The following is a 12,296-nucleotide window of genomic DNA, read 5'->3' as shown; positions in this document are numbered from 1 at the left end:
GTCTTCCGCCGGCCGCGGAAGTAGCCCGGTTCCCACCGCTGGGATCAGACGGCTTCGAGGACGCTGACGTAGTTGGCGATGCCGACGCCGCCCATGTTCTGCACCGCGGCCCGGCGGGCGGTGGCCAGCTGCATGCCACCGGCGGTGCCGGTGAGTTGCATCGCAGCGATGACGTGCTGCGACACACCGGTGGCGCCCACAGGGTGGCCCTTGGCCTTAAGGCCGCCCGAGACGTTGATGGGCAATTTGCCGTCCTTGAAGACCCAGCCTTCCGCCACGGCGCGGGCCCCCTGGCCTGGTTCGGTCAGTCCCATGGCCTCGTACATCAGCAGCTCGGCGATGGTGAAGCAGTCGTGGACTTCTGCGAAGTCGAGCCCGTCCAGCCCGACGCCGGCCATCGCCAGGGCGCGCTGCCAGGACACGCGGGTCGCGGCGAAAGCGGTAGGATCCCGGCGGTCGGCCGGGAAGAAATCATTCGCCTGGCCAAAGCCGGCCAGGCGCACCGGGGCGGTGGCGCCGCCGGTGGGACCGAGGCTCAGCACGACGGCGGCTGCGCCGTCCGACACGGGGGAGCAGTCGGTGCGGCGCAGCGGGTCGGCGACCATCGGGTTTTTGTCCGAGACCGTCCGGCAGAACTCCTCGCCAAGATCCTTGCGGAGCTGTGCGTAGGGGTTGTCCACGCCGTTGCGGTGGTTCTTTGCCGCGATGGTGCCCAGGACGTCGGACACAGGTCCGTAGCGCTTCTCGTAGTGCTTGGCCACCTCGGCGAAGAGCCCGGTGAAGCCGGTAGTGGAGGGCTTGCCGGCCATGTCGTAGTCGGCGCCCAGCAGGGCCGCGCCCACGACGTCCGCCCCGGCGTGGGTCATCTTCTCGGCACCGATCACCAGGACGGTTTTCGCGGTACCGGCGAGCAGTGACTTGGTGCCCTGCTGGAACGCCGCGGAACCGGACGCGCAGGCATTTTCCACCCGGGTGGACGGGACGTTGGCCAGCTGATCCGAGACCTGCAGGGCCAACGAGGACGGGAACGCGAGCGGCATCATGCCGGAGTTGAACTGGCCCAGGTAGATCTCGTCGAGCTGGCCCGGTTCTATCCCGGCGTTGCCGATCGCCTCGGTGGCCACCTGAACGATCAGCGACTCGAGGGTCTCGTCCGTGAGCTTGCCGAACCGGCTGTGTCCCCAGCCGGTGAGCAGAACATCTTTGCCGAACTGCGCTTTCAGGCTCATGCGGTGGCTCCTTCGAGGGTGCCGGCTTCCCGGGTGGGAGTGGACGCGAGGGAGGCGTCGACGTCGAACGCCGCCCCGGTCTTTTCCCGGATCTCTTCCACGGTGACGCCGGGGGCGAGGCGGGTGAGCGTAAGCTTCCGGCCGCCGCCTGCTTCCGCGTCAGTCTTCTTCAGGTCAAACACCGCGAGGTCGCTGATGATCCGGTCGACGCAACTCAGGCCCGTGAGGGGAAGGGTGCACTCCTTCACGATCTTGGCGGTGCCGTCCTTGGCGTTGTGTTCGGTGAGCACCACGACGCGCGGAGTGCCGGCGACGAGGTCCATGGCGCCGCCCATGCCTTTGACCATCTTGCCGGGGATGGTCCAGTTGGCCAGATCGCCCGCGCCGGAGACCTGCATGGCGCCGAGGATGGCGACCTTGACGTGTCCGCCGCGGATCATGCCGAAGGAGGCGGCGGAGTCGAAGATGCTGCCGCCCGGAAGGACCGTGACGGTCTGTTTGCCGGCGTTGATCAGGTCTGCGTCCTCCTCGCCCTCATAGGGGAACGGGCCCATGCCGAGCAGGCCGTTCTCGCTTTGGAGGACCACGCGGACGCCGTCGCGCAGGTTGTTGGCGACCAGCGTGGGGATGCCGATGCCGAGATTGACGTAGTCTCCGTCGTTGAGCTCTTCGGCCGCGATGGCGGCCATTTCATTCCGGGTCCAAGCCATGATGATTCTCCTGAAAAAGTAGGGGCGGCGCTCAGGCCGGAACGGATGCGGCGGCTGCGCTGGCTGCGGTGGCTTCGGCGCGGGGGCGGACCGTGCGCTGTTCGATGTCCTTGACCCGGTCGCTGGCCTGGACCAGGCGCTGGACGAAAACGCCCGGTGTGATGATGTGGTTGGGGTCCAGCTGACCTGGCTCCACAATCACCTCGGCCTCCGCGACGGTCACGGCGCCGGCCGCCGCGACGACGGGGTTGAAATTCTGCGCGGTGAACCGGTAGGTCAGGTTGCCGTCGGTGTCGGCGGTGTGGGCGTGCACCAGGGCGACGTCGGCCTTGATGGCGCGCTCCAAAACGAACGTCTCGCCGTCGAACTCCGCGAGCGGTTTGCCCTCGGCGACAAGGGTCCCGACGCCGGTCTTGGTGTAGAACGCCGGGATGCCGGCGCCGCCGGCGCGCAGGCGCTCCGCCAGGGTGCCCTGCGGGGTGAACTCGACCTCCAGCTTCCCGGCGAGGTACTGCTCGGCGAAGAGTTTGTTCTCGCCCACATAGGAGGCGATCACCTTGCGGACTTGCCCGGCCTCAATCAGCACGCCAAGGCCCTTGCCGTCCACGCCCATGTTGTTGGAGACCACGGTGAGGTCCTTGACGCCCGAGTCGCGCACCGCCTCGATCAGGTCCGCCGGGATGCCGCTGAGGCCGAAACCGCCGACGGCGAGCGTCATGCCGTCCCGCAGTACGTCCTGCAGCGCGGCGGCTGGTCCGGATTTCAGCTTTGACATCGCATCTCCTCGTTGAGCTCTTGACGCAATCCACTTTGTGGACTGTTTCTCTGCTGTTGGAGCCTACGGGGACAAAATGACGGCTGTCAATGAATAATTGTGGCCCAAATCGGGGCATCTTTACAGTGTGGACGGTAGGCTGGAGACTGTCCACACTGTGGATGATGCAGGTCGATCGAAATCCAGTTGCGAGGAAAAATGACGTCACCACCGGTCCAGGGCGCACAGGTCGTCAGCCGCGTCGCGTCGCTGCTGCGCATTGTCGGGCGGCAACCGGAAGGCTCCCCGCTCGTACAACTCGTCCGGGAATCGGGTCTCACCCGCCCCACTGTGCACCGGCTGCTCTCCTCGTTGGCGTCCGAGGGCCTGCTGGACCAGGACCCGGCCAACGGCAACTGGGTGCTGGGGCCGGAAATCCTGCTGATGGGCTCGGTGGCGTCGGCGCGCTTTCCGCTGGAGGACATCGCCCGCCCCAGTCTTCGCCGGCTCGCCGAAGAGACCGGCGAAAGCGCGTTCTTCTCCATCCGGCGCGGTGCCGAAACGGTGTGCCTGCTCCGGGAGGAAGGCAGCTTCCCGGTGCGGTCCTTCGTCTTGCACGAGGGTGTCCGGTTCCCGCTCGGGGTGGCCTCCGCCGGGACCGCCATTCTGGCTTTCCTGCCCGAGGCGGAGCAGGAGGAACTGCTTACCGGCTGGGCCACGCACGCGGGCTGGTTCGCGGCCGCGCACACCGAGGCCCTGGTCCGTGCCAACCTTGCTGCGACGCGGCAGGCCGGCTATTCGGTGAATCCGGGGCTCGTGCTGGAGGGCAGTTGGGGGATGGGCGCCGCAGTTTTCGACCCGCGCGGGCGCCCGGGCTGGGCACTGTCGCTGACGGGCATCGAGCCGCGCTTCAAAGGCGAACGGCAGGAGATGCTCGGCCGTCTCCTGATGGATGAGGCCCACCGGATCTCAGGCCTGTTGCAGGGGCGCTAAAGCAGCACGACCCGCCTCGGCGGGCAGTTCGACGGCGGGCGTCGCCCCATGAAGGTAAGTCCCGACGTCGTGGTTCACACTTGGCGGTCCGGCTGCTTCCACCAGGTGTCGAAGACGGTCACCGGAACTGTGCGTTTGTGCCGGGTCTGCAGGTATTTGCGTTCAATCAGCTCGGCTGCGGCCACGGGGATATCCCGGCCCTCAAGGTAGTCATCGATCGTGTCGTAGCTCAGGCCGAGTTCGTCTTCGTCGGTGCGGCCGGGCTGGCCGTCGAGGAGGTCCGCCGTCGGGACCTTTTCCCAGATCCTCGCCGGTGCGCCGAGTTCGGCCAGGAGCGCCCGGTTCTGGCGCTTGTTCAGCCCAAACAGCGGCAGGATGTCCGCGCCGCCGTCGCCGTACTTGGTGAAGAAACCGGTGACGGACTCCGCGCCATGGTCTGTTCCGATGACCAGGTAGTTGTGCTCACCGGCGAGGGCGTACTGCGCGATCATGCGGGTGCGGGCCTTGGTGTTGCCCTTGTGGAAGTCGGAAATGCCATTGCCGACGGTCTTCTCGAATTCGTCCTCGAAGCCGTCCACCGCAGCGGAGATGTTAAACGTCCACTCGGTCTTGGCCTGGATGAAGTCCAGGGCGGCCTGGGCGTCGTCCTCGTCGTGCTGTACGCCGTAGGGCAGGCGGACGGCAACGAAGTTCGCGTCCACACCGTCGGCCGTCAACTCCTCGACGGCAAGCTGGGCCAGGCGCCCCGCCAGTGAGGAATCCAAGCCGCCGGAGATGCCCAGCACGAATCCCTTCGTGTGGGTCGACGTCAGATATTCCTTGAGGAAAGTGACGCGTTTGCGCACCTCCCCGGCGGGGTCGATCCGGGGCTGCACGCCCATTTCTTCGATGATTGTCGCCTGGAGTTCACGCATGCGTTAAAGCCTAGCCAGCACTGTCAACCGGGCCCAACTGTGTCCCCGGGAACGACGGCAGCGGGAAGCCCTCCCGCTGCACCCTGCGCAGGCGTAGCGTATGGCCATGGAAACGACGGGATGCCTGGTGGTCGGCGGCGGGCCGGCCGGCATGATGCTGGGATTGTTGCTGGCGCGGGCCGGCGTCCAGGTCACCGTGCTGGAGAAGCACGCTGATTTCTTCCGGGACTTCCGTGGCGACACCGTCCACGCCTCCACCATCCGGTTGATCGACGAACTGGGCCTCGGTGAGGAGTTCCGCGGCCTGCCGCAGAGCCGCATGAGCAGCGTCGCCTTTCCCGTGCCTGGCGGCCCGCCCGTGACGGTGGGAAACTTCGATTCGCTGCCTCCGCCCTACAACTACATCGCCATGATGCCGCAGTGGGATTTCCTGAACTTCCTGGCCGACGCCGCAGCCCAGGAACCATCCTTCAGCCTGCGCATGGGCCACACGGCCACCGGCCTGGTCCGCGACGACGGCCGGGTCGCGGGCATCCGGTACCGGACTGCGAAAGGTTTCGACGGCGACATCCGGGCGGACCTCGTGATAGCCACCGACGGCCGGCATTCAGTTTTGCGGCGAGCGGCCGGGCTGGTGTCCAAGGAGTATCCCGTGCCGTTCGACGCCTGGTGGTTCCGCCTGCCGCGCCATCCCTCCGAGGTGGGGGCCGTGGCGGGAATCGTTCCCGCGTTCGGCCGGGGTGAGGCCTTGATAGCGCTCACTCGCACCGACTATTACCAAATGGGCTACCTGGCGCCGAAAGGCATGGATGCCCGGATCCGGGCCGAAGGTATCGGCAGGTTCCGGGGCCGGGTCGCGGCTCTCCGCCCCGACCTCGCCGACCGGGTGGACGCCATCACATCGGTGGACGATCTGCACTGGCTGGACGTGCGCCTGGACAGGCTCCGGCAATGGCATATTGACGGCCTGTTGTGCATCGGTGACGCTGCCCACGCGATGTCACCTGCCGGCGGGGTGGGGATCAACCTGGCCATCCAGGATGCTGTGGCGGCCGCGGATTGTTTGGCCCCTGCGCTGCTCCGCGGACAGGTGCCGCGCTCCGGGCTGGCCAGGGTCCAACGCCGCCGGCAGCTGCCTACCGCCGTCGTGCAGGCCGTGCAGCGGGTGATGCACCGTGTGGTTTTCGGGCCGATCATGACCGGAACACGCGCCGGGGCGCCAGCCGTGCTGTTGTTCGCGGCCCGGCACGTACCGGCGCTCGGCAGGGTGCTGCCTCGGTTCGTCGCGTTCGGGCCGCGGCCCGAACACGCGCCGGCGTTCGCCCGGCGTGCCCCGCAGGCCCCCTAGGAACGGGGTCCGCCTTATCCATGGGCCGCGAGATAGCCGATCAGTCCCTTGACCGTGGTTACCTCAGGGTAGTCCCGCTCCGGGATGTCGACACCGGTGGCGGTGTCGAGGGTTTCGACCAGCCGGAGGAAGTCCAGCGAATCGAGGTCGAGGTCCTGCCGCAGCCGGGCGTCCCCGTCCACCTCGGCCAGGTCCACATCAGGGGCCACTTTGCCGATCGCGGATTGCACCGCAGCCCGGGCGTCCTGTTCATTCATGGTTCCTCCCTTTCACCTTCCCCGCCCGGTTCACAGATCCTCCGGGTTCTGCAGCAGCTCATCGATCCGGGCGAGGTAGCGGCCGCCCCGCAGCCCGTCGCTGACGCGGTGGTCAGCGGAGAGCGTGGCGACGACGGCGGGCCGGACGCCGAGCATTCCGTGTTGCGCCCACGGCTGTTCCAGCACCCGGCCGAAACCGACCATCGCGACCTGAGGGGGATAGATGACACCGAAGACGCTTTCCACACCGAGGTCCCCGAGGTTGGTCACGGTGATCGTGGGGTCGGCCATTTCAGCGCGCTGAAGCCGCCCGGCGCGGGCCCGGCTGACGAGGTCCCGGAGTTGCTCCATCAGCACGTCCAACGGCAGGGTGTCCGCATCGTGGATGGCCGGGGCCACCAGGCCGCCCTGTCGCAGGGCAACGGCGATGCCGAGGTGCACGGCCGCGCTTGGTCGGAACCCGCCGTCGTCGTAGAAGCCGTTGACTTCCGGGACCTCCTTGGCTGCGAGCGCCGCGGCCTTGAGCAGCAGAGCGGAGGGAACTAGCCGGGAGGCGACCGGCCGCTGTGCATTAACGGACTGCATCCAGCCGACGGCGGCGCTCAGGTCCAGGGTGGTGCTGAGGTAGTAGTGCGGAATGGTCTTCTTGGAGCGGGACATCAGCGCGCCGATGGCGCGGCGCAGGCTGGCCACGCGCTCGCGGGCCTCTGAGGGTTTTTCCGGAACCGATTGCCCGGCCGGCGGCCCTGCGGCAGGGGCCCCGGGACCCGGAGCTTCGGGAGCTTCCTCCGGGGGACCAGCCTCCGGGGTGCCCGGCTCCGTTTTCCGGGCAGCGGCGCGCTGCACGTCATCGACGGTCACGGCACCCTCCGGGCCGGTACCGCTGACGGCGGAGAGCTCGACGCCGAGTTCGGCTGCCAGCCGACGGGCCCGGGGTGCGGACCGAACCCGGCCCGCGGCGGGCGGCGCGGCGGCTACGGCATGCTCCACATCCGCCCTCGTGATGGTGCCGCCCTTGCCGGTGCCGTGGATGCGGGCGGTGTCCACACCCAGCCGGTGGGCCAGGTGCCGCACCGGCGGCGCGATCGGGGTGGCCCCCCTGGATGCGGCCGACGCCGCGGCGCCTGCCGCGGCACGGGGCGGGGGTGCCTCATGATGTGGGGCCCCGACCTCGGCCGGGGTCTGCGTGATCCGGGCCATCGGGGTGCCCACCGGCACAGTTTCGTCGAGGTCCACCAGCAGCTCGGCGACCACCCCCTCCTGGAAGGACTCCACGTCCATCACGGTCTTGTCCGTGTCCACCACCGCCACGAGGTCCCCGCGGCGCACGTAGTCGCCGGGTTTGACCAGCCATTCGACGATCTTGCCGTGCTCCATATCAGCCCCGAGCGAGGGCATCAGGAAATCACCCACGTCCGGCGACCGCCTCCCGGGCCGCGGCCACAATCCGCTCGACGGACGGCAGGGCCGCCAGTTCCAGCTGCTTGGAATAGGGGATTGGCACTTCGGCGCTGCAGACCCGGCCAACCGGGGCGTCCAGGTCGTAGAACGCCTGCTCCGTAATCCGGGCGCTGATCTCGGCGGAGATGCTTCCGCTGCGCCACCCCTCATCGACCACCACTGCCCGGTGCGTCCGCCGCACGGAGGCGAGGATGGCGGCCCCGTCGAGCGGCCGCAGCGTGCGCAGGTCCAGCACCTCGGCATCGATGCCGTCAGCCGCGAGCTGCCCGGCGGCGTCGAGCACTGCCGGAAGCGTTCCGCCATAGGTGATCAGCGACAGGTCGTTTCCGGGCCGCCGCACGGCGGCGGTGTCGATGTCCACCGGGCCGGCGTCGTCGTCGAGCTCCCCGGTGACGTTGTACAGCGAACCGTGCTCAAAGATCAGCACCGGATCGGGATCCTCCAGCGCGGTCCACAGCATGCCGCGGGCGTCGGCGAGCGTGGCAGGAGCGAGGATGCGCAGCCCGGGGATGTGCGCGTACCAGCCCTCCAGGCTGTGCGAATGCTGGGCACCGAGCTGGCGGCCGGCGCCCGTGGTCATCCGGATCACGAGAGGGACGTTGAATTGCCCGCCGGACATGTGCAGCAAGGAGGCGGCGTTGTTCACGATTTGGTCCAGCGCCAGCAAGCTGAAGTTGACGGTCATGATCTCCACGATCGGCCGCATCCCGCCGAGCGCCGCCCCGATCCCTGCCCCGACAAAGCCGGACTCCGACAGCGGGGTATCGCGGATCCGTTGGGGCCCGAATTCCTCCAGCAACCCCAGGCTGACCGCGAAGGATCCGCCGTACGCCGCCACATCCTCGCCCATCAGAAACACCCTCTCGTCCCGGAGCATCGCGGCACGGATGCCGGCCCGGAGCGCCTCGCGGTAGCTGGTTTTCATGGCCTGCCCTGCCCGCCGGCACCGGTTTCAGGTCCGGCTCCGCGCTCGCTGTAGACGAACCGGGTGAGGTCCTCGAGCGGTTCGGGGCTCCCGGCTTCGGCGAACTGGACCGCGGCGGCCACCTCCGCGGCGGCGTCCGCCTCCAGCTGCTCCCAATCCTCCGCGGAGAGCTGGCCGGCGGCCTCCAGCGTGGCGCGGAGCAGGACGATGGGGTCGCGTTCGAGCCAGCGGGCAACTTCTGCTTTGTCGCGGTACCGTTCCGGGTCGAACATCGAGTGCGCCCGGAACCGGTATGTGCGCAGCTCCAGGAAGTGCGGGCCGCCGCCGGAACGGACGGCGTCCACCGCGCGGCGGGCGGCCTCCTCGACGGCCAGGACGTCCATGCCGTCCACGGCCCACGCCGCTATCTCGTAACCCGCAGCCTTGAGGGCGATGTCCGGCTGCGATTCCGAGCGCCCCAGCGCCGTCCCCATGGCATAGAGGTTGTTCTCGCAGCAGAACAGCACCGGCAGCTGCCACAGCGCGGCGAGATTGAGGCTCTCATGGAATTCCCCTTCGGCGACGGCGCCCTCGCCAAAGAAACACACGGTCACCCGGGAGCGTCCGGCCATCTTGTCCGCGAGCGCCAGTCCGACGGCGAGCGGCAGCCCCCCGGCAACGATCGCGTTGCCGCCAAAGAAGCGGGTCGCAGCGTCGAACAAGTGCATGGATCCGCCCCGGCCGCGGCAGCAACCCTCCACGAAACCGTACATCTCCGCCAGGATCGCGCCAGCGGGTACCCCGCGCAGGAGCGCGTGGCCGTGCTCCCGGTACGTGGCGACGACGGCGTCCTCCGGAGCCAGGGTGTTCAGCACCCCTGCTGCGACGGCCTCCTCGCCGATGTAGACGTGCAGGAAGCCGCGGATCTTGGCGGCGCTGTAGAGCTCGACGCATTTCTCTTCAAACCGGCGGACGCGGAGCATCTGCAGCAGCAGGTGCCGGCCGTGGGCCGGTTCCGGCCCGCTCGCCGGCCTGTCCAGGGACCCGGTCATTTCGGTGCCTCCGGCGCCCGGGTGCCGGGAGGTGCGCCGTCCGGTTCCGGTGCGGCTGCCTGGGCTTCGACAGTGGAGGTATCGCCCTCCGGCAGGCCCAGTTCGCGGGCCTTGAGCAGGCGCCTGAGGATTTTGCCGCTGCGGGTCCGAGGCAAGGCATCGGTGAAGTCCAGCAACCGGGGCGCCACCGCCGGGCCGAGCCTCTTCCGGGCGAATCCAATGATCTCCAGCTGCAGCTCTTCGGAGGGCTCCCAGCCGGGGCGCAGCTCCACGAACGCTTTCACCACTTCGCCGGCCACCGGATCGGGGACCCCGATCACTCCGGCCTCGGCCACAGCCGCGTGTTCCATCAGCAGGCTCTCCACCTCGAACGGCCCGATCAAGTGTCCCGAGGACTTGATGACGTCGTCGCCGCGGCCGACGAACCAGTAATACCCGTCGGCGTCGCGGCGGGCGAGGTCGCCGGTGAGGTACCAGCCGCCCACGAAGCAGCGGCGGTAGCGTTCCTCCTCATGCAGGTACCCGCGGAACATCGAGGGCCAGCCCGGCCGCAGGGCCAGTTCGCCGACGCCGTCCGGCGCCGTCACGAGGACCGCTTTGCCGTCGCGGACCACCGGCCGGTCCCGGGCATCCCGGGCCACGATGCCCGCCTCGACGCCGGGCAGCGGCCGGCCCATGGAGCCGGGGCGGATTTCCGTGGCTGCGTAGTTGGAGATCATGATGCCGCCGGTCTCGGTCTGCCACCAGTTGTCATGCACGGGCTGGCCGAACGCTTCCCGGCCCCAGAGGACGACCTCCGGATTAAGCGGTTCCCCGACGCTGGCGACGAAACGCAGCGCCGACAGGTCGTGTCCCCGGGCGCGGTCCGCGCCGGCCTTCATCAGCATCCGCAGAGCCGTGGGGGCGGTGTACCAGACGGTGACGTGCTGCTCGGCGAGGATCCGGTACCAGCGGTCCGTGTCCATCTCCTCTTCATCCACGATCGTCGTCACCCCGTGGGTCAAGGGAGCGATCACCCCGTACGAGGTCCCGGTGACCCAGCCGGGGTCGGCCGTGCACCAGTAGATGTCCTCCGGGTGCAGGTCCAGCGCGGACCGGCCGGTCGCGTGGTGGGCGGTGACGGCGTCGTGCACATGGATCGCACCCTTGGGCGTTCCGGTCGTGCCGGAGGTGAAATGCAGCAGCGCCATGTCCTCGGCCTGCGTCGCCGCGATGGCGCCGTCCGTCGGGGCCCCGCGCATCAGCGCGGCGAGGTCCAGGGTCCCCGGTTCCGGGCGGCCGTCGGCGTCGGTCAGCAGAACGTGCCGGAGCTCCGGCAGCGAGTCGCGGAGCTGGGCAATTTTCTTGCGGTAGAGGGCCCGGGTGGTGACCAGGGCCCGGCCGGAGCCCAGTTGCAGCCGCTGGCGCACAGGCTCCGGGCCGAACGCGGAGAACAACGGGCAGAAAACACTGGCGTTCTTCAAGGTGCCCAGCACCGCGACGTACAGCTCCGGGCCGCGGCCGGTGAGCGAAAAGACCCGCTCACCCCGCCCGATGCCCAGGCCGCGCAGCACACCGGCGAAGCGGTTCGTCTGTTCGGAAAGTTCAGCGAAAGTCAGGGAGTGGCTGCTGCCGTCGGCCCGGACAAACCGCAGCGCCTCGTGCCCGGCGTGCTCCCCGGTGGCGTGCCGGTCCACTGCCTCGTACGCGATGTTGACGCCGCGGCCGCCCGGGAGCCCGGAGAGTTGATGGCGGGCTTCATCCCAGGAGAAAGCTGCACATGCTGCGTCGTAGTCCACCATGTTCGGCCGGACCCGGAGGCCGCCGACATCTTTGCTGATGATGGGCCAGCGGACCGAAGGTTCCGTTCCCGCCGTCATACGTCCATCGCACTCCGGACCGGCGGCGGTTCCTAGAGGATAAAGACCCGGCGGCCCCGCCCCCGCGGAATCAGCAGGCCGCCTGCATGTGACGGAGCGGCTGGAAATCCGGTCACGGCGAGCCACTAAACTGGGTCCCATGACTGCCACCAGTGCCCCCACAGCTGATACCGCTGCCGCCCGAGCCCGCCTTCTTGAACTCATCAAGGAACTGGCGGTTGTCCGCGGCAAGGTCATCCTGTCCAGCGGCGCCGAGGCGGACTACTACATCGACCTGCGCCGGGTCACGCTGCACCACGAAGCCTCGAAGCTGGTGGGTGAGGTCATGCTCTCGCTGCTGGACGAGGCCGGCATCGGCTTTGAGTGCGCGGGCGGGCTCACCATGGGCGCCGATCCGGTGGGCACCGCCGTGATGCACGCCGCCGTCGACGCCGGACGCCCCGTGGACGCGTTCGTGGTCCGTAAGGCGCAGAAGTCCTACGGCATGGGCCGGCAAGTGGAGGGGCCCTCCGTCGAAGGCCGCAAGGTGCTGGTGCTTGAGGACACCTCAACCACCGGGGGCTCGGCGCTGGCCGCCGTCGAGGGTGTCCGCAAAGCCGGCGGCAACGTCGTTGCCGTGGCGGTGATCGTGGACCGCGCCACGGGCGCCAAGGAAAAAATCGAGGACGAGGCCGGTGTCCCCTACCTGTTCGCATTCGGCAAGGCTGAACTGGGCCTGAGCTAGGGCGTGTCTCCTAAATGAGGGGGTCGCTGGCTGGAATGCTTGTTGGGTGTCGCGAACATCTGTTTTGAGTGATGGCCAGTGGTCCCGGATT

12 protein-coding genes are annotated in these 12,296 nt (G+C 68.7%); 3 read left to right on the top strand and 9 right to left on the bottom strand.

The window, feature by feature from the left end:
• Window positions 1-44: 44 nt before the first annotated feature.
• The 3 genes from RCH15_RS13855 to RCH15_RS13845 are packed head-to-tail and all read right to left on the bottom strand — an operon-like array spanning window position 45 to window position 2,714.
• Window positions 45-1,229, bottom strand: coding sequence for an acetyl-CoA acetyltransferase (locus RCH15_RS13855; RefSeq protein WP_326961251.1), 1,185 nt, complete (start codon window positions 1,227-1,229; stop codon window positions 45-47).
• Entirely contained in the window at window positions 1,226-1,939 is a 714-nt protein-coding gene (locus RCH15_RS13850) for a 3-oxoacid CoA-transferase subunit B (RefSeq protein ID WP_326961250.1), read from the bottom strand. The genes RCH15_RS13855 and RCH15_RS13850 overlap by 4 nt, the downstream gene beginning before the upstream one ends.
• Window positions 1,940-1,970: 31 nt before the next feature.
• Window positions 1,971-2,714 carry a CoA transferase subunit A gene (locus tag RCH15_RS13845; protein WP_326961249.1) on the bottom strand — a complete coding sequence of 248 codons (744 nt, stop codon included), beginning with the start codon at window positions 2,712-2,714 and terminating at the stop codon, window positions 1,971-1,973.
• A 198-nt stretch (window positions 2,715-2,912) separates the two neighbouring features.
• Here RCH15_RS13845 and RCH15_RS13840 point away from each other — a divergent pair, with 198 nt between their 5' ends.
• Window positions 2,913-3,686 (top strand): IclR family transcriptional regulator, encoded by a 774-nt coding sequence (locus RCH15_RS13840; protein WP_326961248.1) that lies wholly within the window; start codon window positions 2,913-2,915, stop codon window positions 3,684-3,686.
• 74 nt (window positions 3,687-3,760) lie between these two features.
• Here RCH15_RS13840 and nadE read toward each other — a convergent pair whose 3' ends face one another.
• Complete coding sequence (gene nadE / locus RCH15_RS13835; protein ID WP_326961247.1) at window positions 3,761-4,600, bottom strand: ammonia-dependent NAD(+) synthetase; 840 nt, start codon at window positions 4,598-4,600, stop codon at window positions 3,761-3,763.
• Between the two features lie 106 nt (window positions 4,601-4,706).
• Here nadE and RCH15_RS13830 point away from each other — a divergent pair, with 106 nt between their 5' ends.
• Complete coding sequence (locus tag RCH15_RS13830; RefSeq protein ID WP_326961246.1) at window positions 4,707-5,948, top strand: FAD-dependent oxidoreductase; 1,242 nt, start codon at window positions 4,707-4,709, stop codon at window positions 5,946-5,948.
• Window positions 5,949-5,962: 14 nt separating this feature from the next.
• Here RCH15_RS13830 and RCH15_RS13825 read toward each other — a convergent pair whose 3' ends face one another.
• From RCH15_RS13825 to acsA, 5 genes are read right to left on the bottom strand one after another with little or no spacing between them, the layout of a single operon-like run.
• Entirely contained in the window at window positions 5,963-6,205 is a 243-nt protein-coding gene (locus RCH15_RS13825) for a phosphopantetheine-binding protein (protein WP_326961245.1), read from the bottom strand.
• A 30-nt stretch (window positions 6,206-6,235) separates the two neighbouring features.
• On the bottom strand, window positions 6,236-7,618 hold the full coding sequence (locus RCH15_RS13820) for a dihydrolipoamide acetyltransferase family protein (protein ID WP_326961244.1): 1,383 nt from the start codon (window positions 7,616-7,618) through the stop codon (window positions 6,236-6,238).
• Complete coding sequence (locus tag RCH15_RS13815) at window positions 7,611-8,591, bottom strand: alpha-ketoacid dehydrogenase subunit beta (protein WP_326961243.1); 981 nt, start codon at window positions 8,589-8,591, stop codon at window positions 7,611-7,613. Before RCH15_RS13815 ends, RCH15_RS13820 begins: the two co-directional genes overlap by 8 nt.
• Window positions 8,588-9,622 carry a pyruvate dehydrogenase (acetyl-transferring) E1 component subunit alpha gene (pdhA, locus tag RCH15_RS13810; protein WP_326961242.1) on the bottom strand — a complete coding sequence of 345 codons (1,035 nt, stop codon included), beginning with the start codon at window positions 9,620-9,622 and terminating at the stop codon, window positions 8,588-8,590. The genes RCH15_RS13815 and pdhA overlap by 4 nt, the downstream gene beginning before the upstream one ends.
• Complete coding sequence (acsA, locus tag RCH15_RS13805; protein WP_326961241.1) at window positions 9,619-11,481, bottom strand: acetate--CoA ligase; 1,863 nt, start codon at window positions 11,479-11,481, stop codon at window positions 9,619-9,621. The genes pdhA and acsA overlap by 4 nt, the downstream gene beginning before the upstream one ends.
• A 139-nt stretch (window positions 11,482-11,620) precedes the next feature.
• Between acsA and pyrE the strand changes: the two genes are divergently transcribed.
• The gene (gene pyrE, locus RCH15_RS13800) at window positions 11,621-12,205 is read left to right on the top strand and encodes an orotate phosphoribosyltransferase (RefSeq protein WP_326961240.1); all 585 of its coding nucleotides are present in this window, start codon (window positions 11,621-11,623) and stop codon (window positions 12,203-12,205) included.
• Window positions 12,206-12,296 lie beyond the last annotated feature (91 nt).

The sequence above is a fragment of the Arthrobacter sp. MP_M4 genome, assembly GCF_035984855.1.
Lineage (GTDB): Bacteria > Actinomycetota > Actinomycetes > Actinomycetales > Micrococcaceae > Arthrobacter.
This window is presented reverse-complemented; position numbering and strand designations above follow the sequence as displayed.

Bases quoted from the DNA above. Each gene is read 5' to 3' on its own strand.
- pdhA (WP_326961242.1), bottom strand. From the start codon at position 9,622: ATGACCGGGTCCCTGGACAGGCCGGCGAGCGGGCCGGAACCGGCCCAC.
- pyrE (WP_326961240.1), top strand. From the start codon at position 11,621: ATGACTGCCACCAGTGCCCCCACAGCTGATACCGCTGCCGCCCGAGCC.
- nadE (WP_326961247.1), bottom strand. From the start codon at position 4,600: ATGCGTGAACTCCAGGCGACAATCATCGAAGAAATGGGCGTGCAGCCC.
- RCH15_RS13825 (WP_326961245.1), bottom strand. From the start codon at position 6,205: ATGAATGAACAGGACGCCCGGGCTGCGGTGCAATCCGCGATCGGCAAA.
- RCH15_RS13840 (WP_326961248.1), top strand. From the start codon at position 2,913: ATGACGTCACCACCGGTCCAGGGCGCACAGGTCGTCAGCCGCGTCGCG.
- RCH15_RS13845 (WP_326961249.1), bottom strand. From the start codon at position 2,714: ATGTCAAAGCTGAAATCCGGACCAGCCGCCGCGCTGCAGGACGTACTG.
- acsA (WP_326961241.1), bottom strand. From the start codon at position 11,481: ATGACGGCGGGAACGGAACCTTCGGTCCGCTGGCCCATCATCAGCAAA.
- RCH15_RS13855 (WP_326961251.1), bottom strand. From the start codon at position 1,229: ATGAGCCTGAAAGCGCAGTTCGGCAAAGATGTTCTGCTCACCGGCTGG.
- RCH15_RS13850 (WP_326961250.1), bottom strand. From the start codon at position 1,939: ATGGCTTGGACCCGGAATGAAATGGCCGCCATCGCGGCCGAAGAGCTC.
- RCH15_RS13830 (WP_326961246.1), top strand. From the start codon at position 4,707: ATGGAAACGACGGGATGCCTGGTGGTCGGCGGCGGGCCGGCCGGCATG.
- RCH15_RS13815 (WP_326961243.1), bottom strand. From the start codon at position 8,591: ATGAAAACCAGCTACCGCGAGGCGCTCCGGGCCGGCATCCGTGCCGCG.